This is a genomic window from Pseudomonas sp. 29 (assembly GCF_002754355.1).
In the GTDB taxonomy this organism is placed as follows: domain Bacteria; phylum Pseudomonadota; class Gammaproteobacteria; order Pseudomonadales; family Pseudomonadaceae; genus Aquipseudomonas; species Aquipseudomonas neuropathica.
Map to the genome: position 1 here is coordinate 1,263,154 of NZ_PEEY01000001.1, position 24,299 is coordinate 1,287,452.

Genomic DNA, 24,299 nt, shown 5'->3' on the forward strand with positions numbered 1-24,299 from the left:
GCAGCGTTGTGTCTTATTTTTCACCGGGGGTTTCGAGGCTCTAAAACGGGGCAATGCGTTTCCCTTTGCCCCGTCGCGGGGCGGGCGGTTACACATTCGGTTACGAGGAAGGTGTTGGGTAACAGTGGGAAATGTCTTACGGGGGAGATCGATAATTATTGGTTGGATGGACCTGGGTTCCGACGAGGGACTACACCGGCGTCTGACAAATTGCTTTCGCGAGCAAGCTCGCTCCCACAGGGGGCTGCATTTTGTCTGAAGGTACTCGGTCAAACTGTGGGAGCGAGCTTGCTCGCGAAGAGGCCCGCCCAGCCACCACAAAACCCCCAGACACAAAAAAGCCCCGCCCGGCAAACACCGGACGGGGCCTTTCAATGCATCAAACCGAATGCTTAAGCAACATTCATCGTCTTGTGCGTATCAATCAAATGCTGCACCACACCCGGATCCGCCAAGGTCGAGATATCCCCCAACCCGTCATATTCCGCCGTCGCAATCTTGCGCAGAATGCGGCGCATGATCTTGCCCGAACGCGTCTTCGGCAACCCCGGTGCCCACTGAATCACGTCCGGCGAAGCGATCGGCCCGATCTCCTTGCGCACCCAGTTCTTCAGCTCCAGACGCAATTGCTCGGTCGGCTCCTCGCCATTCTTCAACGTGACATAGACATAAATGCCCTGCCCCTTGATGTCATGCGGCACACCCACAACAGCCGCCTCGGCAACTTTCGGATGCGCAACCATCGCGCTCTCGATCTCGGCCGTGCCCATGCGGTGACCGGAAACGTTAAGCACGTCATCGACACGCCCGGTGATCCAGTAGTAACCATCGGCGTCACGACGTGCGCCGTCACCGGTGAAGTACATGCCACGGAAGGTCTTGAAGTAAGTATCGACGAAACGATCGTGATCGCCATACAGCGTACGTGCCTGACCTGGCCACGAATCGAGAATCACCAGATTGCCTTCGGCCTCGCCCTCGATGATGTTACCGAGGTTGTCGACCAGCGCCGGCACCACACCAAAGAATGGACGTGCCGCCGAACCCGGCTTCAGCGCGTGGGCACCCGGCAACGGGCTCATCATGTTGCCGCCGGTTTCGGTCTGCCACCAGGTATCAACGATCGGACAGCGCGACTTGCCGACATTCTTGTAATACCAATCCCACGCTTCCGGGTTGATCGGCTCGCCGACCGAACCCAGCAGACGCAGGCTGCTGCCATCCGCACCTTCAACGGCGGCCTGACCCGAGGCCATCATCGCGCGAATCGCGGTTGGTGCGGTGTAGAGGATATTGACCTTGTGCTTGTCGACGATCTTCGCCACCCGGGTGATGTCCGGATAGTTCGGCACGCCTTCGAACAGCAGCGTGGTCGCGCCATTGGCCAGCGGGCCGTAGACGATGTAGCTGTGGCCGGTGACCCAGCCGACGTCGGCGGTGCACCAGTAGACTTCGCCCGGACGGTAGTCGAACACGCGCTCGTGGGTCATCGCCGCATACAACAGATAACCGCCGGTGGTGTGCTGCACGCCTTTCGGCTTGCCGGTCGAGCCGGAGGTATAAAGGATGAACAGAGCTTCTTCGGCGCCCATCTCTTTCGGCGCGCAAACGGTGCCCGCCACTTTCATCAGGTCTTCGTACCAGATGTCGCGATGCTGGTTCCACTTGATGTCGCCGCCGGTGCGCTTGCACACGATGACTTTCTGGATGCTGCTGGTTTCCGGATTGGTCAGCGCATCGTCGACGTTGGCCTTGAGGGAAATCTTCTTGCCGGCACGGATGCCCTCGTCAGCGGTGATCACCACTTTCGATTTGCAGTCAATGATGCGACCGGCCAGGGCTTCCGGCGAGAAACCGCCGAACACCACCGAGTGAATCGCGCCGATCCGGGTGCAGGCCAGCATGGCGACCACGGCTTCGGGAATCATCGGCATATAAATGGTCACTACGTCGCCACGGTGCACGTCCTGACCACGCAAGGCGTTGGCCAGTTTGCACACTTGCTCGTGCAGTTCGCGGTAGGTGATGTTGCGGCTCTCGGAAGGATCGTCGCCTTCCCAGATGATCGCGACTTGATCGCCGCGCTCGGCCAGATGACGGTCGAGGCAGTTGTAGGAAACGTTCAGGGTGCCGTCGGCGAACCACTTGATGTCGACATGGTGATCGTCGAACGACGTCTGTTTCACCGTGGTGAAAGGCTTGATCCAGTCGAGACGCTTGGCTTGCTCACGCCAGAAGCCGTCAGGGTTGACGACCGACTGCTGGTACATGGCTTTGTAGGTCGCCTCGTCAGTCAGCGTGTTAGCCAGAACCTCGGGACGAACGGGATACAGAGAAGCCGCACTCATCTTTCCTACCTCGGTGTAATAGTTGTTTTTGTATGACCCTGTTGTAACGGGGCGGGGGCCATAGAACCATTCGACGATGGTAGTAACAAGCCCCTACAAAACATCCAGATACCCCAAACGCAGGCCCCACGCCATTTATTCAGACACCCCACAACCCTGTGGAAGCTTGCCTGCAAGCGATTCAGACAACTCGGTCCCACAGACAGAACACCCGGTTATCAATCCCCATCTCAAGGGATTGTTACCAAATCTGCCAAAGGTGTTTATCAAAACCCGGTCTGTTTACCCCCGCCCCATCTCCCTAAAATTCACCTCGCCGACAAGGCAAACGCGATTAACAACGTTACAGCCCCCACGAAGGCCGTTAATCCAGCTCTCAAGTAATAACTGCAAACGATGAAGTTCCACACGCAACCCTAAAAAGGTTGCGTGACCCCACTCGACCTCAAAAAGGTAAATCTGAAATGAAAGCTTTATTGGTTCTGGCCCTCAGCAGTCTGTGCGCAACCGCCATGGCAGATGAGGTCCCGACTGATGTCGCACAGCAACAACCGGTTGTTGAGGAATACACTTACTCGACTCACCTGGACATCGCCAAAGTTGTTTCCATGAGCGAAGTTCCGAATGTCTGCGAAGTGGTTCCAGCCAAAATGGAATACGACGACTCCAAAGGTCAGCGTCACATCCTGCGCTACAGCATCATGGGCAACGGCTGCACCAATTGATGATTCGAGACTGCACCGAATTGGATCTCTCAGCGCTTCATTGAGGGTCGATTCCAGCCCGACTTCGGTCGGGCTCAGTTGTGTTTGAAGCCGGCAAAAATGCTTGCAAAACACTAGATGTAGTGAAAAACCGGTTTTTTTGTTCGTTTTTTGAGCAAATTCACAATGGCGAGATTTTTACGAAAAAAAATCTATCCCCGGCAAAGCCCTGTAAACCCTCACTCTCATCGAATATCCGCCCTCCTCGACCGCTCCATGCGCGGATTCGCCTCAGCACAGCCGTGTTTTTTTCCCTATAATGCCGCCCCATACGGGTCAGCAATATTCCCTTACAGGGAGCAAAAGCCATTCTGAAGCCCCGCAGCAGCGTTCAACGCTGATTGCGCCCATCAGAGGCTCTCGGAACCCGTCAAAATTTCTGTTTATTTGCCTGCGTGCATCGCTGCAAAAAACGACATCCAACGCGGTCTGTACGACCGTGTGAAAAACCAACCAATCAGGTTTCACACGGGCACAGGCCCTCACGCAGGAGACGACACGTCATGCTGAGCTGGGACGAATTCGACAAAGAAGACAGTGAAGTAGCAGCAGTGAAAGGCGCCAACGCCGGCCACGCTAGCGAAGCCAACATGGACCGCCTGGACAACGCCGGCGGCGCCGCCGCGCTGGAAGCCCGCGCCGTGACCGCCGACGACTCGGCCGCTGTCGCCCGCGCCAAGGCTGCACTGAACTCCCTCGACGTTGCCGAAGGCCTCGCCGAGCTCGAAGGCGCCTCCGCCCGTGTCGCCGTTGACGAAAAGCGCATGATCAACTGCCGCGCCGACCTCAACCAACTCGTGCCATTCAAGTACGACTGGGCTTGGCAGAAGTACCTGGACGGTTGCGCAAACCACTGGATGCCGCAAGAAGTCAACATGACCGCCGACATCGCCCTCTGGAAAAACCCGGAAGGCCTGACCGACGACGAGCGCCGCATCGTCATGCGCAACCTCGGCTTCTTCTCCACCGCCGACTCCCTGGTTGCCAACAACCTGGTCCTGGCCGTGTACCGCCTGATCACCAACCCGGAATGCCGCCAGTACATCCTGCGCCAGGCTTTCGAAGAAGCGATCCACACCCACGCCTACCAGTACTGCATCGAATCGCTGGCCATGGATGAAGGCGAGATCTTCAACATGTACCACGAGATCCCATCGGTCGCGAAAAAAGCCACCTGGGGCCTGAAATACACCCGTTCGATCTCCGATCCGAAGTTCGAAACCGGCACCGTCGAAACCGACAAAGAGTTGCTGCGCAACCTGATCGCCTACTACTGCGTTCTGGAAGGCATCTTCTTCTACTGCGGCTTCACCCAGATCCTCTCCATGGGCCGCCGCAACAAAATGACCGGCGTCGCCGAGCAGTTCCAATACATCCTGCGCGACGAATCCATGCACCTGAACTTCGGCATCGACGTGATCAACCAGATCAAAATCGAAAACCCACATCTGTGGGATGCCGAAATGAAGGAAGAAGCGACCCAGATGATTCTGCAGGGTACGCAGCTGGAGATCGAATACGCACGTGACACCATGCCTCGCGGGGTGTTGGGTATGAACGCGGCGATGATGGAGGACTACCTGAAGTTCATCGCTAACCGTCGTTTGTCGCAGATCGGTTTGAAAGAAGAGTATCCAGGGACGACTAACCCGTTCCCTTGGATGAGCGAGATTATGGACTTGAAGAAAGAGAAGAATTTCTTTGAGACTCGCGTGATCGAATACCAAACTGGTGGTGCGTTGAGCTGGGACTAATGGTCTCGCTTGGTACGATTTGACGATTGTGGTTTGAGTCGGCGAGTCGAGATAGCAAAAAGCCCCGATCTGATCGGGGCTTTTTTATGGGCGATCGGTAAACCTTTTTACGCCTACGCCACAGCGCTCAATCTCCTACAGCACTTACAGTCACTTCCCATTGAACCCTGCTACGAGCACTACTAAGCTCTATCGCAGGTGCCTAAGAAACGCCCAACGTAGAAAGCTTGGTCAGTGACACAGACGTGTAATTCGTCGGTGGTAACTGCTCTGCTCGTTGGGATTTCTTAAGTCCGCTCTACGTTGGGGTCAGGCCCTCCCAAAATCCAAAACGTAGAGGTCATAAATATGTCTGATCCATGCTCGGTAATAGTCTTCTCTCGCCACAACCTTTCTCTACATGCCCTTCTACTCGAAAACCAGCCATGGTTCTCCGCCCGGGATGTTGGCCGTTTGATGGGCTTCCACATGAATGATCGGGTGGTCAACAAGCTAGATAGCGATCAACGCCGCGTCATGTGGATTGAGTACTTTCGAGAACCAGAACAGCATCTGATGCTCAGTGAATCTGGGGTGTATGCGCTGTTGGTTTATCACTACGTTCCGGGGAATCGGTTGTTGCGTGAGTGGCTGACCAACGAGGTAGTGCCAACCTTGCGGGATGCTGCGGATTTGGGTGATTCAAATCGGCCAATGTTGAGCTTGTTGGATTGGCCGGAGATGTCTTTGAGTTTGCTGCATTGGCAAGATGAGGGCTGGATTCGGCTACGGGATATGCCACACCTGTTAAACGAACAAAATCCAAGACGAGCTTCGGTAGAGAAGCCATGGTGGCGAAGGGTTACGCAAGCGTTTCAGTCTTCGAAGCACTCGATGGGTTAGGAACAAGTTTGTAGGACCGCGCAGGATTCGTCGTTATTTCCTGTAGGACTTTTCGTAGACAGATGTGATGGCCACTCAGTATCGTCCGAGGGTTTTCAACCCTCGGCGATTGTATGGACACGGAAAAAAGTAATAGCGATTGGAGTGACGTAGAGATTCAGGCGGCGGTCGACGCCTATCTCAAAATGCTGGCACGCGAGCAGAGCGGCCAGAAATTCGTCAAGACTGAGGAAAATCGAATCTTGCGTGAAGGCCCCTTAGCCGGTCGGACTAAAGGCTCGGTCGAGTTTCGGATGCAGAACATCTCTACCGTGCTGGTAGAAATGGGTCGAACGCGTATTGAAGGCTACAAACCTGCCAAGAATGTTGGCGCGAATGTAGCGCGCAGCATCCGTAAGGCACTTGATGCTTCTCCTGTTCTGACACTTGAAGATTCTGATCCAACGGCGGACGAAGCATTGCTCGAGCAACGCGCGGCTAAATTTGAGCGAAAGCAATTTGATTACGTCCCCAAAGGGATAAAAACACCACCCCAAACGACTTCCACTAGAAAGGTTTACTTTCGCGATCCTGAATTGAGGGGCTGGGTTCGTCAGCAAGCCAATGGAAAGTGCGAAGGTTGTGGCAAAGCCGCGCCATTTGAAAAGGATGGGAAACCGTTTTTAGAAGTGCATCACGTCAAGCATATGTCGCAAAAGGGTTCGGACCTTGAGACGAATGTTGTGGCGTTGTGTCCCAACTGTCACCAACGCTGCCACCATTCGGACGACAGAGAGGCTTTCACTGCTTGGCTGTATGACAACGTTGGAAGACTCGAAAAGGAATAATCGCGGTTTATCTGACTAACCGTATTTGTTGTTCTTGGGTCTGCTTCGCACCCCAGCGGGAGCAAGCTCCCTTGCCACAATGTGGTGCATGGTCTGCAGTGGCGGTGTGAGGATTGAAATCTTGTTGAAGCCTAGAATCGCCAGCAGGCTAGCTCCCACAGATTCCGCATCACCCTGAAAACAATCAGTGCAACCCGCTCCACCTCCCGCTATTAATACCCCTCCCCCACTCAAGGATCCGAGCCCCACCATGAAATTCGATCTCGCCTACTGCCTCAGCCTCGACGACAAGTTGTCGATCTATGACGTTCGCGATCTCAATTTCGATGAGACGGTGGCGTTTGACTCTGCGAAGGAACACTTCCAGTGCCCCAACGATGCTTGTCGTTCGGCGTTCGAGGCGTCCAATGAGTTGGGTACGTTCAACGCCAAGAACGTGAATTACGTGCGCACGCCGCACTTCAAGAATCTGCCCACTACGCAGCATGTGGCGGGTTGTCCGTATGTGAGTTTGAAGGCGTCGGCATCTGGTGTTGAGACGGCGGATGGAGAGGTGGATGACGGGCGTGAGGAACACTTCCCATCAGAGTTGTTGCTGACGCGGCGTGAGTATTTGCGCAAGCCTGTCGCGCCAGCGGGGGCGGCGGATGTGTTGCGCGATGATCCGGTGCGGGTGGCGGCGGAGAGTGGTAAAGAGTCGGCGGGTCGTGAATCGGCGCCGGACAAGACCAGTGTGTTTGCACATCCGGTGGAGTGTTTTGTTTCCAACTTCGCGGACAAGGAGTTGCTCAAGCGGATGCCGTTGAAGGTCGGTGAGCATACGGCGCCGTACAGTTCGTTCTTCAAGAAGATTGAGTATCTGACGGACAACAAGGGGCTGATTTACTGGGGGCGGATCAAGAAGATCGAGGACTTCCACAGTGCCAGTTTTCGCATCGACTTCGAAGACAAGGTCTGGTTTAAGAAGCCCGAGGACAGTAAGAAGAAGCCGTATCCGGTCAGCGTTTATCTGAACAAGAAGCTGATCGACAACTACCGCAAGCGCAAGGCGTTTCTGGAAGAGATCAAGCACGCGGTGGATAGCGACAAGGCGTTGTTCTGTTTTTTCTATGGGGTGACGCCGGAGTTGAAGCAGGTGCCCGGCAAGAAGAACCCCGAAAAGCCTTTCGAGGTCTTCAATGCCAATATCGAGAACCTGGATCACTTCATTATTCGTGAAGCGCCGGGGCTGGAGTGACGGTTAACCCTGGGGCAGTTGCAGGTTGACGGCGCCGGGGTGTTGTTTGACGAGTGAGTACGGCAGGATCGACCAGTCAGGTCTATCGCAAGAGCGTTGCACGCGGGCGAAGTAGGCGCCGAGGTACAAGCCCTTCTCGGTGAAGTACCAAGGTGAAGTGCCCCAGATGCTCTCATCCTGGAAGTTGCAGTCGTCATCTCCCGTCGGTTTCTTCATTTCTGTGGGGTACAGGGCGGTGAACTGCTTGATCACCCAAGGTACCAACTCTTTGCTTACGTACTGATAGCGCGCGTTACTTTCGGCCTCGCTCAGCGGTTTGTCGCCCAGGCTGTCGCGCTCGGCATGCAAAATCGGCGTGCCCTTACCTACCCAAAAGACATCTTCGAGTGACAATGGATGGCCGGTTTTTACATCAATGTTGAGGGGTGAATCACCGAAGTCCGGATGCGCGCCGCCGCAGTAATAGCTGGTCGAGATGTTCAGGCTGACCACGGCTGGCGAGATCATTTTCGGTTCTGCCTGTTGCATGAATTCGACGTTTTCGCCGCCCTGTAATTGGCAGCCGTGATAGCTGATGACTTCACTCCAGAGGCGCCCGAGCAACTGCTGGTTAACCCGTTGCTGATCATCTTTCGGCAATCCGGACTCCACGCTGAACAGCGAAATCTTTGTCTCAGGCTCGGTCCACCATTGCAGGTCATAGCCCATGAAGTATTCTTTCTTTGCCGGTTTGAGCTTGAGTCCCTGCAGGCGCAAATACTCGTAAGGCTCGCCGTATGGCAGTGCGGCAATGAACGGCAAAGTTGCTGAGGTGGGCGCGGGAAGTCTGGCCTCGGTGAGTTTCACCGGCAGCTTTTTGCCCTGCGGACTTTGCCACTCGCCCTGCCAGCCGCTGCCGGTTTCTTTCAGCTTCAAGGTTGGCAGCGGCTTGTCGTCACCGTAGCGGTTATTGCCTTCGACGAGGCTCAGCGTGCTGTCCTGCAGCGAACCGCTGAGGGCTAGATCACGGTGATATTTCTCGTAGAAATAGCGGCCGGTGACTTCGTCCTGCTGTGTGGTGTTGAGTTCAACAACAATCGCCGTCTTGCCCAACGTACCGGTAAATACGCGCCGGCCATCTTCGGCATGGGCAGTGGAAATCAGTGTGAACAGCGCCGTGGCATATGGCGCCAAGCGCATCAGTCCCTTGAGCATGAATCAATCCTTGAAGGAGTCGGAAGTCGCGTCGGCACATAGGCGCCGGCGCTAAAAATACGCTGCGGATTATGACGGGGGCCGCTTAACTATTCGAGTTTTCTTGCTCGTACTTTTTAAGCCACGCTTCGCGCTCGAGGGCAGCAATTTCCCGAACCATTTGTTGGCGACGCTCCTTGGCAGCATGAAGCTGGACGTCATCAAGAAAGCAGTAATGACGCAGCCAGTGAAGCGCCATTTCCTCATTCGGAAAATAGTAAGACTTGGCGCCCTTGCTGTTCCTCGGCGTGTCATTCATTTGCTCGTCGAATACCATCGCTGTGATGTCATCCGGTGGCAAAGACCCCGTATGGGCGACCTTGTCCTGGAACATCCATGCAATCTCATCAATGTGTTTCTGCGCGCTGCGATGGCTACGTCGATAGAACTTTTGATGCTCACAAGTCTGTTTCAGCCGCGCCAACATCAACTCCGGGTTAAGCCACTGCCCGAGGTCATGATGATGTGCGTTGATCACTATCCCCTTGACCCAACGATCCACAAACCGATCAACAAAGTCTTCTGTGTCAGCCTTTTTCGCATCAGCGAAAATCAGGCAATAGCGGGTCTGGACGTGAATGACCAGCAACACATGCTTGCGTTGTACCGTTATCGCGTGCACCAGCCACTGCTCATCAGCGCCGCTCAGCTCATCATCTTCAATGATTGCGGACGGCGGTTTAGCATCCACCGGCGTGATCTTTTTGCCCTTGTGAACACGGCTGAAGAATTTGCTGGCGGCTTCGGTGCAATTGAAGATCAACATCCTGGTTCTCTGGTAGTTGCTGGAAGACGGCGCTCAGTTACCGATTTTGATTTCTTCCGCTGTAACCTGGCAATGATTCATTTAAGCGAAATGCACAGCAGCACAATAATCAGCAACCCGATATAGACCCAGGCATGCACCCGATCCGGTATTCGTCCAATCCATGGCGCGGCCAATCGAATCCCGATGAGCGAGCCAACCGTCAGCACCGCAAACGCGAGCAAATCCACATACCCGACAAACCACGCGCCCAGCTCTGCCTGACTGAACCCGGCCAACGCCATGTACGTCAGCGTCCCCGCCAATGCCACCGGCACACTCAACGGATTGGCCATGGACGTCGCTTGCGACATGCTCAGCCCGCAACGGCGCAATAGCGGCACGGTCATGACGCTGCCTCCTACACCGAGAAACGTCGCGATGACGCCGATGCCTACACCGCCTGCGGAAGTTTCCATAGCGCCAAGTCGGCGTGGGATGACGTCTGCGTTTTGCGTGAGGAATCCGCGTCGTAACAGGCAATCGACGATGGTCACGCCGAGGTAGGCGATGAACGCGTAGCGAATCACGTCGCCGCTGACCCACACCGCCGCTATTGCGCCAACGACCGCACCCACTCCGATGAACCCACCCAACGGCCACAGGTAATGGCGGATGAGATTGCCGGCGCGACGGTGTTTGTCGGTGGCGATCAGGGCGTTGACGATCATCACGCAGGTCGAGGTGGCGACGGCGATGTGCATCGCCGATTGGCCGATCGGGTCGTCGGCGCCGTGGCTGGCGGTGAGCAGGCGATACAGCAGCGGCACCACGACGAAGCCGCCGCCGAAGCCGAACAGGACGGCGGTGATGCCGGTCAGGCAGCCGAAGAGGGTCAGCAATAAATACAACATGTCGAGGTGTCCGTGGTGGGGGAGCGCTCGACGATAGAGCGGCATCGCTTGGCCTGCTTCAGCAAGTCAGCCAATAATGTTTGCGTTTACGCCAACCACCGAGTAACGCCTGATGCGCAATGTTTCGATCAATCTGCTGGATGACACACCGCGCGCGGTGGTGGCGATCGGTACGGATTATTCCCACGGTCACTTGCTGCCTTTTCACACGCATCGTCGGGCGCAATTGTTGTACGGCGCGACCGGGGTGATGCAGGTCAGCACCCATGACGGCAACTGGGTGGTGCCGCCGCAGCGAGCGGTGTGGATCCCGCCGGGGGTGGCGCATGAGGTGGTGATGCTTGGGGTCAGCACTCGCAGCTTGTACATCGAACCGGGTGCTGTGGATTTAGGGGAACATTGCCAGGTAATCAGTGTGTCGCCGTTAATGCGGCATTTGCTGATGGAGGCCGTGGAGTTATTGCTGACCTATGACTTGGACGGACGCGATGGCGTGTTGATTGATCTGTTGCTGCATGAATTGACGCGCAGTGCGCCGCTGCCGTTGCACATTCCGCTGCCGACTGACGGAAAGCTCCTGTCTCTGTGTCAGAACTTTCTGCATCAGCCGTACGCCCACCAATCGCCACAGCAATGGGCTGACCAATTACACATAAGCTTGCGTACCTTCAACAGACTGTTTCGCCAACAAACCGGGCTGAGCTTCAGACAATGGCGGCAGCAGGCTTGCGTGGTTCTGGCGCTGGCACGCTTGGCCTCGGGTGAAGCGGTGACGCGCATCGCGCTGGACTTCGGTTATGAGAGCCCGGCGGCGTTCTCGACGATGTTCCGGCGGATCCTCGGGCAGGCACCGTCCGTCTGGTTGGAGGCGGCAAATTAGCGCAAATCAAAAAATGCGTTTGATCCCGGCCGAAAACAACTGTACAAAAACACAGTACATTTTCAATCAGCACTCTTGAGCCCGGAGCACACCATGGCCTCTCTTGCGATGAACCACATCCTCGAACGCATTGCCCTTTTCCAGTTCACCCCGACGCACTGCGTCCAGGCCCGAGCGATGCTGGGCTGGAGCGTGGAACAGCTATCGCGCGAGGCTGAGGTTTCGGTTGAAGACATTCAACGGTTTGAAGCGCAGCAGGACGTGGCCGATGCGGCGCGGCTGGCGTTGGCTTACCGGTTCGAGGCGCAGGGGCTGGTGTTCTTTCCCGGGTTTGCACCGGGGCGTAGTGCGAGTGTTCAGGGCGTGTCGTCGGAAGCGATGGGGCGTGGGGATTTTGCGATGGCTGAATAAGACAATCGCCCCCGAAGGGGCGAACTGGGCGAGCTATCAGGCGCTCTGCACCACCGCCTCACTCTCCCCTTCAACCGCCAACCACCATGCCTCCCCGCGTTGCGGTTGAGCGATATTGAACGCCTCCCCCATCTGCGGCGTGGTAATGGAAATACTGCGTTCCCACGCCAGTGCCAGAATCCGGTCGAACGGTTCGTGCCAGGCGTGCATCGCCAGGTCGAAGGTGCCGTTGTGGATCGGGAAGAGCCAGCGACCCTTGAGGTCGATGTGCGCTTGCAAGGTTTCTTCCGGCTGCATGTGCACGTGTGGCCATTCGACGTTGTAGGCGCCGGTTTCCATCAGGGTCAGGTCGAACGGGCCGAACTGTTCGCCGATGCGTTTGAAGCCGTCGAAGTAGCCGCTGTCGCCGCTGAAGAAGATCCGCGTGTCGCCGTCGATCATTACCCAGGATGCCCACAGGGAGCTGTTGCCATCGAACAGGCCACGGCCGGAAAAATGCTGCGACGGTGTAGCAACGAAGCGGATGCCGGCAATCTCGGCGCCCTGCCACCAATCGTACTGACGGACTTTGCTGGCATCGATGCCCCATTTGATCAGAGTGTCGCCGACGCCCAGTGGCGTGAGGAACAGGTTGGTCTTGGCGGCCAGTCTGAGCACGGCCTGGTAATCGAGGTGGTCGTAGTGGTTATGCGACAGAATCACCGCTTCGATCGGCGGCAACTGATCGATGCTGATCGGCGGCTGGTGGAAGCGTTTCGGCCCGGCCCACTGCACTGGTGATGCGCGCTCGGCGAAGACCGGGTCGGTGATGAAGAATTTGTCGCGCAGTTTCAGCAGCAAGGTCGAGTGACCGAGGCGATAGACGCTGTGATTGGGCGCTGCCAGCAGCTCTTCCCGAGTCAATGCTTGCACCGGGATAGGCGCGGCGGGCCGGGTGTTGCGCGGTTTGTGGAAAATCATGTTCCACATGATCCGCAGCATTTTGCGCAGGCCTTCGCGTTGCACCGGCGCATGATTACGAAACAGGCCTTGAGCCTGTCGAGAGGCTTCAGGCGTGGATGTGTTATCCGGGATCGAAACTGGATTGGCCATGACTGAATGACTCCAGAAAAACCGCGCAATTCGCGGTTTCTCCACGGTTGGGACGATAAATGGCCAAAGCTGCACGCATAGGCCGAACTGTCTGTTTTTTAGGTTGCGAGGATTAACGCAACATTACACTGGGCGGTGTAGTTTCTAGGTTGCATCAAAGCGGATGACAAGTAAACTGCCAAGTGTAATTTCACCCTTTCACTGCCGAAGCGTACTTATGACAGCTCCACAACGCCTCACCGACCGTAAACGCGAAGCCATTATTCAAGCGGCGATTACCGAATTCCGTGCCAACGGTTTTGAGATCACCAGCATGGACAAGATTGCCGCCACGGCTGGTGTGTCGAAGCGTACGGTGTATAACCACTTCCCCAGCAAAGAAGAGCTGTTCGCCGAAATTCTCAACCAGTTGTGGGCACGAATCAGCGCAGAGCAATCCGTCGTCTATAACCGCGATCAGCCCTTGCGCGAGCAATTAAGGCAGATGCTCCAGGCCAAAATGCAGTTGATGGCTGACGAGAATTTCCTGACCCTGGCCCGTGTGGCAATTGCCGCCACCATTCACTCGCCGGAGCGCGCGCAGAACATGGTCGAGCGCATGGGCAAGCGCGAGGAAGGTCTGACCGTGTGGATTCGCGCCGCGCAGGCTGACGGCCGACTGAAACCGGTCGATCCGGAATTCGCCGCACAGCAAGTACAAGGCTTGCTCAAGACCTTTGCTTTCTGGCCGCAGATGTCGATGGGCCGCGCCGCCCTCGATGTCGATATGCAGAACAGCGTCGCCGAATCGGCGCTGCAGATGTTTCTGGCCCACTATCAGCTCTAAATCGCCCCTCTCCTGCGCGAACCATCGACTAAATGGCTCGGAAGGACACTGATTATTCCCGTTGGAATAAATGACAATGTCCGACAATCGACCGACGAACGGTTAGCCTGAGAAAATACTGCAAAGTATTTCAGGATGAATTTCGCGCAGGGCATCATGGAAAACCAACGCGGCAAAGGCTTGTCATTCGCCAGACGTATTTATCTGCCCAGAGCCATTGGCTTGGGCGTGGGATTCTTCAGCGTCGCTGCGGCGTTGTATCCGCTGACCATGCCCGACTGGCTGTGGGCGCTGTTGTTGTTTAACGGTTTCGCCTGGCCGCACTTGGCTTACCAGATCTCCACGCGCTCGGCGTTCCCGTATCAGGCTGAACGCCGCAATTTGTTATACGACTCGATGTTCGGCGGTTTTTGGGCGGCGTGCTTTCAGTTCAACCCGCTGACCACCGTGACCATCCTGTCGATGATGACCATGAACAACGTTGCCGCCGGCGGCCAACGTCTGTTCGTGTTCGGCGCCCTCGCGCAACTCGCCGGTGTACTGCTGGGCTGGGCCATTTTCGGTGTCAAATTCAGCCTGACGATGACCCAAACGCAAGTCTGGGCCTGCCTGCCGATGCTCACCCTGTATCCGCTCGCGCTGGGCATGGTCTGTTATCACCTGGCGATCAAACTCTCCCAACACAAACGCGCACTAAGTGCCCTGAGCCGCACCGACAGCCTCACCGGCCTGCTCAATCACGGGGCCTGGAAAGACCTGCTGCACCTGAAATTTCAGCAATGCCGCCAACACAACACCCAAGCCACGTTGGCGTTGATCGACATCGACCATTTCAAGGAGATCAACGACAGCTTTGGGCACATCGTCGGCGATGAGGTACTGCGGCAATTGAGTCAGGAGCTCAAACGCCTGCTGGAACAGTACGAATTGGCCGGGCGCTACGGCGGTGACGAGTTCTGCGTGATCCTGCCGACACTGCCCCTGCACAAGGCCGAGGCCCTGATGGAGCAATTGCGCGAGGCATTGCAGCAGTACCGTCATCCGCAGGTGCCAGAGTTGCGAGTGGGCCTGAGTATCGGTTTGGCGCGCTATCAATACTTGTACAAGGATGCACTGGACTGGCTGGACGATGCCGACAAAGCGCTCTACATCGCTAAACACACGGGCCGCAACACCATCAGTGTGGCCTTGACCAGGACCGCGACAGACAACGCCGACGCCTAAAAAGTTATACAAAATTACAAATAATTACTTCCTTGTACAAGTTTATGAAGTTTTGTATAAGTAGCCATCTGCCAGCTAAGGAATACTGGTATTGAGCAGTCATTGCCGAATGCCGTCCGCGCATTCGGTCTGCCGGCGCGGAAATAGGGACTGAATCCTCGATCTTCCCCACTTCCTGAGTACTGCGAACATGTTCTTTAATCGCCACAAAGCCGTCGTCGACGATCTTCAGCGCACCCTCACCGAACAAACGGGCCTGCTCGATGCGATCAATCGCTCGATGGCGGTCATCGAGTTCGACCTCGATGGTGTGGTGCTGCGCGCCAACGACAACTTTCTCAAGACCATGGGTTACACCGCCGAACAAGCGATCGGCCAGCCCCATCGGCGTTTTTGCACACCGGAGTTCGGGCGCAGTGCTCAATACACTGATCTGTGGTCACGTCTGAAAAACGGCCAGTTTCAGTCCGGTACGTTTGAACGGGTCGACGGCAAGGGCCAGCCGATCTGGCTGGAAGCCAGCTACAACCCGATCAAGGATGCTTCGGGACGGGTGGTGAAAGTGGTCAAGTACGCCATGGACGTGACCGCCAAGGTGCAGCAGGAAAGCGAAGCCAACGCCAAGTTGCAGGCGATCGACCGGGCAATGGCGGTCATCGAATTCAACCTCGACGGCAGTATTCTCACGGCCAATCAGAATTTTCTGACGCGCATGGGTTACACCCTCGCCGAGCTGAAAGGTAAACATCACCGTTTGTTCTGCACGCCGGCACTGGTCAACAGCAGCGTTTATGAGGATTTCTGGCGGCGCTTGAATCAGGGCGAACTTTTCCAGGGGCAGTTCGAACGCGTGGATAAACGCGGGCAAACGGTGTGGCTGGAAGCCAACTACAACCCGGTCTACGACGCTGCCGGGCGCTTGTGCAAAGTGGTGAAGTTCGCCTCCGATGTGACCGCGCGCGTCGAGCAACACGAACAGGACGCACGCAGTGCCAGCGCGGCTTATCACATCTCGGTAGCGACGCGAAAAGTCGCCGAGCAAGGTACGCAGGTGATCCAGCAAGCCGCCAGCGAAATGCGCGAAATCGCCGAAGACATTGCCGAGTCTTCAACGCTGATTGCGCAACTGGGGGAACGCTCCGAGCAGATCACCGCCATCGTCAACACCATCCGCTCGATTGCCGACCAGACCAATCTGCTGGCGCTCAACGCTGCAATTGAAGCCGCCCGCGCCGGTGAACAGGGCCGCGGGTTTGCCGTGGTTGCCGACGAGGTGCGCCTGCTGGCGGGGCGTACCAGCGGCTCGACGGCGGAGATATCCACCATGATCGGTTTGATCCAGAGCGAAACCCGTCAGGCCATCAAGAGCATGGAAGGCACCCGGGGCCGTGCGGCTGAAGGCGTCGAATTGGCGAATCAGGCGGGGACGGTGATTCTGCAGATTCGTGATGGTGCCAGTGAGGCGGTGGATGCGGTGAGCATGTTTGCCAATGAGCGGGTGCCGGGTTAAAGGCAGGTAGACCGCGTCGTTGCCTTCGCGAGCAAGCTCGCTCCCACAGGGGTTAGGTTGATCACAATATGTGTGAACACCCCGGATACCTGTGGGAGCGAGCTTGCTCGCGAAGGGGCCGGCCGCCACAACGCAGGGCTATAGTGACTACACGTCCCATGCCCTGCCGAGTGCACCATGACCACTGAAAAACCCGCAACACCTGAATCAGCTCCCGTCGATCACCTGCGCTTCCACCGCCCCCACGCCCACCTCAACACCACCTTCGGCAACGACAAGTTTGCGCTGCGCGCCGAGGCGTTCGCGCGGTTCTTCGGCACGCCGCTGTTTCTCGGTGCGCAAACCGTGATCGTCGCGGTGTGGATCGGCCTCAACGTGTCGGGCGTGACGCAATTCGACGTTTACCCGTTCATCCTGCTCAACCTCGCGTTCAGCCTCCAGGCCGCCTATGCCGCGCCGCTGATTCTGCTGGCACAAACCCGTCAGGCCGCGCGCGACAAGGCACAAGCCGATGCCGATGCGCTACACCGTGAAGCGCTGGCACAGGCCAATACCGAGCGTCAGGCCCAAGCGGCGAAGAACACCGCGCAACTGCTTGAGTTGCTGGAGCAGAACACCCGCCTCACCGAGATGACCAAAAACCTCACCGAACGCATCGCCAGTCTGACCAGCGAACTGCACGATCATATGCGCCAGAACCCGCAGCGCTGATCACGGCAAACGCAGTACCCGCCCGAGTTCATCGAACAACGTCACCACCGAGCGCAAGGCTCGGCAATCCGGGCGTGTCAGCAACCACAGCGCGGTGTCGTAACCGTGCAGCGGCTCGCTCAACGCCTGCACAGCTTCGGTGATCAGGAAGTCCGGTAACGCCGCCACGCCGAGGCCTGCACGAACCAGTTCCGTGACTGACAACATGCTGTTGCAGCGATACCCCGGAGTGACGCCGGGCAAGTGCTGGCGACGCCAGGCGACAGTCGGATGATCGGGCAAAAAGTCATCCGGGGCGATCCAGGTCAACGCCGTCAGATCCGAAGCATCGACATTTTGCAGATAGCGCGAACTGGCGCAGACCCGGTAGGAAATTTTCGCCAGTTGCCGTCCGACCAGATGCTCGGGCGGTGTCCGCGTCAGGCGCAGAGCAATGTCGGCATCACGGCGACTGAGGTTGGCGAAGTCGTTGGAGGTGCTCAGTTCGATGGTCAACGCCGGATAATTGGGCATGAACTGCGCCAGCGCCGGCAGCAGCAAACCCTGCAACACCGAATCGGTGCAGGTCAGACGCACCGTGCCGCTGACCACTTCGCCGCCCTGCTCCACGCCGATACGTGCGGCTTCCAATGCCTGTTCGGCACGTTCGGCTTGCTCGGCCAGCGTCTGCGCGAGGTTCGTCGGCAGGTAACCGGCACGGCTTTTTTCGAACAATTGCTGGCCGAGTGCGGCTTCGAGACGGCGCACGGCGCGGAATACCGTCGACACATCGACCTTCAACAGCTGCGAAGCCCGGGCCAGAGAGCCGCCACGCACCAAGGCGAGAATCAGGGCGAGGTCGGGGTAGTCGAGCTGATAGTGCGTGGCTGCATTGATCACTTGGGCAAACGCCAATGTTGAGTGCGTGAACGCCAATCTATAGTGAGTGCCATCAATCAACAAGCGCAGGGAACTCCCATGGAAAACAGCGCCATCCGTATCGCCCTGATTGGCGATTACGACCCGCAAGTCACCGCCCACCAAGCCATTCCCGTCGCCCTCGGTCTGGTCGCCGAACACCTCAATCGCAACGTGCAATTCGAATGGCTGGCCACCGAGCAGATCCACGCCGATACGCCGCTCGAGCGGTTCGACGGTTTCTGGTGCGTACCCGCCAGCCCTTACAAAAGTGAAGCCGGCGCACTTCGGGCGATCCGTTTTGCCCGCGAACAGCAGCGCCCTTTCCTCGGCACCTGCGGCGGTTTTCAGCATGCGGTGCTGGAATTTTCCCGCAACGTGTTGGGCTGGGTGGATGCGGAACATGGTGAAACATCACCCGACTCAGAACGCGCGGTACTCACGCCGTTGACCTGTTCGCTGGTCGAAGCGGTGGACAGCATTCACTTGGTGCCCGGCTCGTTGATCGCCAAGGCGTACGAAACGTCTGAGATTCGTGAAGGTTATCGCTGCCGCTTCGGTGTGAATCCGCTGTTCGAACAGGAATTGTTGAATGATCGGCTACAAGCCGTGGGTCATGATTCGGCAGGGGATTTGCGCGCGATTGAACTCAAGGATCACCGATTTTTTGTCGCGACGTTGTTTCAACCGGAGCGTGCCGCGCTAAAAGGGCAGATGCCGCCGCTGGTGCGCGCGTTTGTCGAAGCTTGTGCGGAGGCACGTTGATGGCTTCCTGCTTTGCGGTGATTTTTACCTCGACTCGAACCGAGGGTGACAACGGCTATGCCGAGGCGGCTGAACGCATGGAATTGTTAGTGCGTGAACAGCCGGGATTTCTCGGGGTGGAGTCGGTTCGCGGCGCGGATGGCGTCGGGATTACGGTGTCGTATTGGCAGAGCGAAGCGGCGATTCTGGCGTGGCGACAGAACCCTGAGCATCGGCTGATTCAGGAGCGCGGACGCTTGCAGTGGTATTCGGCGTTTCATACGCGGGTGTGCCGGGTTGAGCGTGAATATCGGTTCAGCCAGTAATTGCAGGGTCATACTTTCGGCCGCCTTCGCGAGCAAGCTCGCTCCCACAATGGATTTGTGATCGACGCAGATCCAATGTGGGAGCGAGCTTGCTCGCGAAGAGGCCCGCACTGTCACAGATAATCTCAGCCGCGCACCAGACTCCGCACCGCGACAATCTCCGGCACTTCAACCCTGCTCATATAAACGCGCAACGGCTCGGTGATGTTGATCCGCTCATCGATGTTCTGATCCAGCAACAACTGAATCAACTCGCGCTTAAGGGTCATGGTCTGCGCCGTCGCCGGCGCCCAGACGAATTCATTCACAGGAATAATGCCGTCATCCGCCACGTCCATGCCGAACGAATCTTCGCTGAAACGCACGATGTACTGGCCGGTCTTGCGGTTGAGGCCGACAAAACCCTTGAGATCGTCGGCAGCCTGGCAGATGAGTTGGGAGGTGATGCGCATGGTAAACCTCACGAAAAATGATCGATGGTTTACACGCAGGGCAACGGAGCGGCGCGCCCTCTGCCGGGACGTCTGCCGTGGGCAAGCGTACTGCAAACCGCGCCACAAAAGCGCAGGAAAAATCGCTTTTAATACGTTTATGTCGGTCCTGCGATAGCACGCAATCGATTCAGTTGTTAAAAGGTACGTCTTTGAAAATGCCCTGCGAAAGGAACTCGAACATGCCCGCCACTTTCACCAAAAGCGCTCTGGTCCTGAGCCTGCTGCTCGGTCTTGGTCAGGCACACGCTGCCAGCCAGACCGACCCGAAAGCGATCGCTGCTGCCAACGGCATCCCGCACCCGGCCGTGATTGCTCACCGTGGCGCGTCCTTCGATGCACCGGAATCCACCGCAGCGTCCTACAAACTGGCCCGCGACCTCGGCGCCGATTACCTGGAAATGGACCTGCAGCGCAGCAAGGACGGCGTGTTGTTCGCCCTGCACGACGACAACCTGCAACGCACCACCGACGTCGCCAGCAAGTTTCCGGAGCGCAAGGACGCCTCGGCCACCGCGTTTACCATGGCCGAACTGAAAACCCTCGACGCCGGCAGTTGGTTCAACGCCAAGTACCCAGATCGCGCCCGCCCGTCCTACGCCGGACTGAAAATTCTGACCCTCGATGAAATCATCGACATCGCTCAGGCCAATCCGCAACACAAGCCGGGCCTGTACATCGAGACCAAAGAGCCGCAGCTGTTTCCCGGGATCGAGAAAGACCTCAAGGAAAAACTCCAGGATCGCGGCTGGCTGAGCCCGGCCGGTTCGAAACTGGCGAAAAGTGCGCTGGGCGTGGGTCAGGGTAAAGGCAAGGTGATCCTGCAGACGTTCGAGAAGAACAGCCTTGCCCTGCTGGAAAAAGAAATGCCGCAAGTGCCGAAGATCCTCCTGCTGTGGGTCGGCGAAGGCAGCATCGAGCCGAAATCGAAAGTGACCTTTGCCGAGTCCGGCGAGAAAGACAAAAACGTTTTCTACGGCAAACAAGAGCCGAAGTCCGAAGCCGAATTCAAGCAATGGGTGGACTACGCCAAGTCGCAAGGTGCCATCGGTACCGGCCCGTCGGCGAAGTTGACCAAGGGCGGCGACCAGAGCTATTCGGATCTGGTGCAACCGTGGATGAACCAGTACACCCACGATCAGGGCATGCTGGTGCACGTCTACACCGTTGATGAGCCGGTGGACTTCGAGAAAGTCATGGCGGCCGGTGTCGACGGCATCTTCACCAACCGCGCCAGCGAATTGTTGAAGTTCTACAAACGCCCGGCGGCTGGCACGGTTGATCAGGTGTTGAAGAACAACGGTTTCTGATCTGAAATCCAGGCGCCTTCATCACGGGCAAGCCACGCTCTCACAGGTTCTGTGCAGGTGCATGGCTTGCCCGTTTTGTTTGGGTGCAGGGTTTTAAGGGTGAGTTAAGTTGCGCTGGTTAACCTGAGGCCACTTAAACGAGTCACCCAAGGAATGAACCGATGAAAACTTTGACTGCCCTGTTTACCGCCACTGCCCTGACCCTCACTGCTGGCGTGGCCCTGGCTGATGTCCGCGTCGACCAGATCCCGCAACTGGTCAAGGAAGGCAAGATCAAGTCGCTGGAATCGATGAATGCCGATGCGCTGAAACTGTATCCGGGTGCAACTATTACTGACACTGACCTGGATAACCACTTCAACGGTTATGAGTATGAAGTTGAATTGAAAACTGCTGATGGCAAAGAGTTCGATGTGGACTTTGATGCGACCACTGGCAAGGTGTTGAGCAACAAGCAAGACACTTGATACCGCGTATAAAGCAAGCCGCACGATTGAGAGATCGTGCGGCTTTTTTGTGTCTGGTGTTTGGCCCGGTTGATGTGTTGTCAGTGAGATTTTCTCCCCCTCACCCCAGCCCTCCCGAAACGTCGGACCGCCCCCAAGGGGGCGAGGGGGAAAGGGAGCCGATCGGGGGCTATTCAAGGCCTGAGTGCGCCTCGAAATCTCAGGTCGGCGTAGCTCGCATAATCACCACGGTCAGTCCCCTCTCCCTCCGGGAGAGGGCTAGGGTGAGGGGAAAAGGCATCACACCGAGGTGCTGACCAACGAGCCCGAAGTGCTCGAGTCGGAGTCCTGCAACGCCTGCAACAATGAAGCTGTGGCGGTCGACAGGGAGGCCGAGGTGGCGGTGATCTGCGCTTGTGCGGCAGCTACTTCGGCGGTTTTGGCATCCGAACTTTCCTGCTTCGCCTGGGCCGCTTGCAGCGCTTGCTGCTCCTCCTGCAATTGCTTCTGCAACTCGGCAATCTGCTTGCGCAGTTCTTTCACCGAATCCGATTCTTCACTGCTGCTGGAGCTGCTGTCACCCGCCGGAGCGGCCCCACCACCGGCGGCGACTTTACCGCTATCGGCAGTCGCGCCCGTGCTGGCGGTTGCTGAGGTAGACGTGTCGTCAGCAACGTCGCTAATCGACGTTTTGCTGGTGGGTGTGCTGAGAGTCTGATTGATCGAAACAGAAGTGATGCTGACCATGGAAATACTCCAATGCCGGTTATAGATAACCGGTCATCGACCACGGCCGCCTCAATTTGAGATCGACTGTGTACCGACTCGGTATCCGAACCGGTACACGGTCGTTTGCGTCAGGCACTCAGACGCGCGGTGACTTCGTTCAGCTCCCCCGACAGACTGTGCAGGTTCTGACTCGCGCTTTCGGTGCGCTGCACGTTGTCGAGGTTGGTGCTGGCGATCGAGGTGATCTCGGTGAGGTTGCGCGAGATGTCCTCGGCCACCGAGGTCTGCTCTTCGGCGGCGGTAGCAATCTGACGATTCATGTCGCGGATCGCTTCCACCGCGTGGGTGATGCGCTCCAGCATCGCGCCGGCCTGGGTCACCTGCTCGACGCTTTCATCACTGCGCGTCTGGCCGCTGTCGATGGCTTGCGCCGCGTCCACCGCGCCGGTCTGCACGCTCTGGATAATCTGGTTGATCTCGATGATCGACTCGGCGGTGCGTTGTGCGAGGTTGCGTACTTCATCGGCGACCACGGCAAAACCACGACCGGCCTCACCGGCGCGCGCCGCTTCGATGGCCGCGTTCAAGGCCAGCAGGTTGGTCTGTTCGGCGATGCCGCGAATCACTTCCAGCACTTTGCCGATGCGGCCGCTGTCGGCTTCCAGACGACGGATCACCGTGGCGGTATTGGCGATTTCGCCGCGCATCTGGGTGATCGAGTGGATGGTGCTCTGCATGACCTTTTCACCCTGCTGAGCGGACTGGTCGGCATCGTCGGCCGCACGCGCAGCATCAGCGGCGTGACGTGCGACTTCTTGCGCGGTGGCGGACATTTCGTTCATCGCCGTGGCCACTTGATCGGTGCGATTGAATTGTTCGTTGGTGCCGCCGGCCATGGTCGTGGCGATCGCATTCAACTCGCCACTGGCGCTATCCAGATCGCTGGCGCTGCGTTGCAAACGGGTGAAGGTTTCGGCGAGGAAATCGCGCAAGGTGTTGGCGGCGGCGGCGAGGTTGCCCAGCTCATCCTGGCGGTCGCTGACCACGCGCTCGGCGAGTTTGCCGCGACTCAACTGAGTGACGTAATCGATGAGTTTGCGGATCGGTTCGACCAGGTTGCGGTTGACCAGCCACAGGCTCAGCAGGCCGATCAGCAGGCCCGATGCGAGCATCACCAACAGCCCCAGCCACACGGTGCGATCGGCGTCAGCACTGATCAGCGCCGATTGCGCGGTGCCCTGTTTGCGCAGTTCGGCAACCAGTTCACTCATCTGGTCGCTGGCGGCACGGTCGACACCTTTGACCGCGCTGTCGCCCGCCGTCGGATCGCCACCAGCCGCTACGTAGGCATCGCGGCCCTTCTGGTAGGCAGCGCCGAGCAGACGATGTTCTTCACGCAGACGTTCGATGCGGTTTTTCAGGCTCGGCTCGATGCCTTTCTGGCTGGCCAGTTCACCGAGGATGTTCTGCACATCGCGCTGACGATCCTCGAACTGACCCCAATATTTGGCCAGATCCGCCGGCTGCTTGCCGCGCAGCAGAACGTTTTTCCATTCCTGCACCTGCACCTTGAATTGCAGGTTGGCCTCGTCGATCAATTGCGAAGTGTGCAAGGGACCGGCGATCAACTGGCTGTAACTCTGCACGCCGTTGGAGAGGAAATGAAAACAGGCTAGGGCAATCAACAGCACCGCCAGCAGGCTGCCGCTCAGCAGGGCGAGAATTTGCGCTCTCAGGGATTTTTGCAGCATCGAAAGATACTCAGGACAAGGATGAGGCACGCCCGGTAAGGCGTGAAATTTTGCCGGACATCCCTGTCGGCACGCCTTGGCTCATGGCCAAGCGCGCGCAACGTAACCCAAGCGTGATCGGCGCACCAGAGCGCTTCTTGAAGAAATTCCGACCGCCGGTAAGTCGCTGATTTGGCGTCACTTTGCTGTCACACAAACGTCATGTGACATTGCGATGATGCGGCTCAGTGAACCTGCCATTTGCGCG

The 24,299-nt window shown here is 57.4% G+C and carries 23 protein-coding genes and 2 pseudogenes; 16 read left to right on the top strand and 9 right to left on the bottom strand.

From position 1 onward, the window contains the following. Positions 1-392 precede the first annotated feature (392 nt). A complete protein-coding gene (gene acs, locus CLU80_RS05900; RefSeq protein WP_007912698.1) occupies positions 393-2,348 on the bottom strand; it encodes an acetate--CoA ligase in 1,956 nt (651 codons plus the stop codon). Positions 2,349-2,812: 464 nt separating this feature from the next. On the opposite strand from acs, the gene CLU80_RS05905 reads away from it, so the two are divergent. From CLU80_RS05905 to CLU80_RS05925, 5 genes are all read left to right on the top strand, one after another. Further along, entirely contained in the window at positions 2,813-3,073 is a 261-nt protein-coding gene (locus tag CLU80_RS05905; protein ID WP_093430405.1) for a DUF2790 domain-containing protein, read from the top strand. A 542-nt stretch (positions 3,074-3,615) separates the two neighbouring features. Beyond that, entirely contained in the window at positions 3,616-4,866 is a 1,251-nt protein-coding gene (locus CLU80_RS05910) for a ribonucleotide-diphosphate reductase subunit beta (RefSeq protein ID WP_093430406.1), read from the top strand. A gap of 348 nt (positions 4,867-5,214) precedes the next feature. Continuing rightward, positions 5,215-5,748, top strand: coding sequence for a BRO-N domain-containing protein (locus CLU80_RS05915; protein ID WP_099756955.1), 534 nt, complete (start codon positions 5,215-5,217; stop codon positions 5,746-5,748). A gap of 113 nt (positions 5,749-5,861) precedes the next feature. Then, entirely contained in the window at positions 5,862-6,575 is a 714-nt protein-coding gene (locus tag CLU80_RS05920) for an HNH endonuclease (protein ID WP_099756956.1), read from the top strand. Between the two features lie 250 nt (positions 6,576-6,825). Continuing rightward, entirely contained in the window at positions 6,826-7,812 is a 987-nt protein-coding gene (locus CLU80_RS05925; RefSeq protein ID WP_099756957.1) for a hypothetical protein, read from the top strand. A 3-nt stretch (positions 7,813-7,815) separates the two neighbouring features. On the opposite strand, the gene CLU80_RS05930 is transcribed toward CLU80_RS05925, so the two are convergent. The 3 genes from CLU80_RS05930 to CLU80_RS05940 form a co-directional block, all read right to left on the bottom strand. Next, on the bottom strand, positions 7,816-9,006 hold the full coding sequence (locus CLU80_RS05930; RefSeq protein WP_099756958.1) for a hypothetical protein: 1,191 nt from the start codon (positions 9,004-9,006) through the stop codon (positions 7,816-7,818). Positions 9,007-9,091: 85 nt separating this feature from the next. Further along, positions 9,092-9,811, bottom strand: a complete 720-nt coding sequence (locus CLU80_RS05935) for a DUF6933 domain-containing protein (RefSeq protein ID WP_099756959.1) — start codon at positions 9,809-9,811, stop codon at positions 9,092-9,094. A 77-nt stretch (positions 9,812-9,888) separates the two neighbouring features. Further along, positions 9,889-10,704, bottom strand: coding sequence for a sulfite exporter TauE/SafE family protein (locus tag CLU80_RS05940; RefSeq protein WP_099756960.1), 816 nt, complete (start codon positions 10,702-10,704; stop codon positions 9,889-9,891). A 112-nt stretch (positions 10,705-10,816) separates the two neighbouring features. Here CLU80_RS05940 and CLU80_RS05945 point away from each other — a divergent pair, with 112 nt between their 5' ends. Both CLU80_RS05945 and CLU80_RS05950 read left to right on the top strand, forming a co-directional pair. Continuing rightward, the gene (locus CLU80_RS05945; RefSeq protein WP_099756961.1) at positions 10,817-11,584 is read left to right on the top strand and encodes an AraC family transcriptional regulator; all 768 of its coding nucleotides are present in this window, start codon (positions 10,817-10,819) and stop codon (positions 11,582-11,584) included. Positions 11,585-11,677: 93 nt separating this feature from the next. After that, positions 11,678-11,995 carry a helix-turn-helix domain-containing protein gene (locus CLU80_RS05950; protein WP_099756962.1) on the top strand — a complete coding sequence of 106 codons (318 nt, stop codon included), beginning with the start codon at positions 11,678-11,680 and terminating at the stop codon, positions 11,993-11,995. A gap of 36 nt (positions 11,996-12,031) precedes the next feature. Here the strand turns inward: CLU80_RS05950 and CLU80_RS05955 are convergent, their stop codons facing one another. Beyond that, complete coding sequence (locus CLU80_RS05955; RefSeq protein WP_099756963.1) at positions 12,032-13,087, bottom strand: MBL fold metallo-hydrolase; 1,056 nt, start codon at positions 13,085-13,087, stop codon at positions 12,032-12,034. A 217-nt stretch (positions 13,088-13,304) separates the two neighbouring features. Between CLU80_RS05955 and CLU80_RS05960 the strand changes: the two genes are divergently transcribed. The 5 genes and pseudogenes from CLU80_RS05960 to CLU80_RS05975 all read left to right on the top strand — a co-directional run bounded on the left by CLU80_RS05960 (position 13,305) and on the right by CLU80_RS05975 (position 17,358). Continuing rightward, positions 13,305-13,913 (top strand): TetR/AcrR family transcriptional regulator, encoded by a 609-nt coding sequence (locus CLU80_RS05960; RefSeq protein ID WP_093430419.1) that lies wholly within the window; start codon positions 13,305-13,307, stop codon positions 13,911-13,913. A 156-nt stretch (positions 13,914-14,069) separates the two neighbouring features. After that, positions 14,070-15,137 carry a diguanylate cyclase gene (locus CLU80_RS05965; protein WP_099759345.1) on the top strand — a complete coding sequence of 356 codons (1,068 nt, stop codon included), beginning with the start codon at positions 14,070-14,072 and terminating at the stop codon, positions 15,135-15,137. 280 nt (positions 15,138-15,417) lie between these two features. Next, a pseudogene (locus tag CLU80_RS30580) lies at positions 15,418-16,101 on the top strand (PAS domain-containing protein); the annotation flags it as partial. A 108-nt stretch (positions 16,102-16,209) separates the two neighbouring features. Continuing rightward, positions 16,210-16,647, top strand: a pseudogene (locus tag CLU80_RS30585) (methyl-accepting chemotaxis protein); the annotation flags it as partial. Positions 16,648-16,824: 177 nt separating this feature from the next. Next, complete coding sequence (locus CLU80_RS05975; RefSeq protein ID WP_099756965.1) at positions 16,825-17,358, top strand: DUF1003 domain-containing protein; 534 nt, start codon at positions 16,825-16,827, stop codon at positions 17,356-17,358. Here the strand turns inward: CLU80_RS05975 and CLU80_RS05980 are convergent, their stop codons facing one another. Then, positions 17,359-18,300, bottom strand: coding sequence for a LysR family transcriptional regulator (locus tag CLU80_RS05980; RefSeq protein WP_099756966.1), 942 nt, complete (start codon positions 18,298-18,300; stop codon positions 17,359-17,361). It abuts the gene before it with no gap. A gap of 15 nt (positions 18,301-18,315) precedes the next feature. On the opposite strand from CLU80_RS05980, the gene CLU80_RS05985 reads away from it, so the two are divergent. Continuing rightward, entirely contained in the window at positions 18,316-19,020 is a 705-nt protein-coding gene (locus tag CLU80_RS05985; RefSeq protein WP_099756967.1) for a CTP synthase C-terminal region-related (seleno)protein, read from the top strand. Continuing rightward, complete coding sequence (locus CLU80_RS05990) at positions 19,020-19,325, top strand: antibiotic biosynthesis monooxygenase family protein (protein WP_099756968.1); 306 nt, start codon at positions 19,020-19,022, stop codon at positions 19,323-19,325. Before CLU80_RS05985 ends, CLU80_RS05990 begins: the two co-directional genes overlap by 1 nt. A gap of 125 nt (positions 19,326-19,450) precedes the next feature. Here CLU80_RS05990 and CLU80_RS05995 read toward each other — a convergent pair whose 3' ends face one another. Next, positions 19,451-19,777: a DUF2025 family protein gene (locus CLU80_RS05995; RefSeq protein WP_093430425.1), complete on the bottom strand. Its 327-nt coding sequence runs from the start codon at positions 19,775-19,777 to the stop codon at positions 19,451-19,453. 221 nt (positions 19,778-19,998) lie between these two features. Here CLU80_RS05995 and CLU80_RS06000 point away from each other — a divergent pair, with 221 nt between their 5' ends. Continuing rightward, a complete protein-coding gene (locus tag CLU80_RS06000; RefSeq protein ID WP_099756969.1) occupies positions 19,999-21,126 on the top strand; it encodes a glycerophosphodiester phosphodiesterase in 1,128 nt (375 codons plus the stop codon). A 161-nt stretch (positions 21,127-21,287) separates the two neighbouring features. Further along, a complete protein-coding gene (locus CLU80_RS06005) occupies positions 21,288-21,593 on the top strand; it encodes a PepSY domain-containing protein (RefSeq protein ID WP_099756970.1) in 306 nt (101 codons plus the stop codon). 279 nt (positions 21,594-21,872) lie between these two features. Here the strand turns inward: CLU80_RS06005 and CLU80_RS06010 are convergent, their stop codons facing one another. Further along, positions 21,873-22,319, bottom strand: coding sequence for a hypothetical protein (locus CLU80_RS06010; RefSeq protein WP_093430428.1), 447 nt, complete (start codon positions 22,317-22,319; stop codon positions 21,873-21,875). Between the two features lie 110 nt (positions 22,320-22,429). Further along, positions 22,430-24,052 (bottom strand): methyl-accepting chemotaxis protein, encoded by a 1,623-nt coding sequence (locus tag CLU80_RS06015; protein ID WP_095048152.1) that lies wholly within the window; start codon positions 24,050-24,052, stop codon positions 22,430-22,432. Positions 24,053-24,299 lie beyond the last annotated feature (247 nt).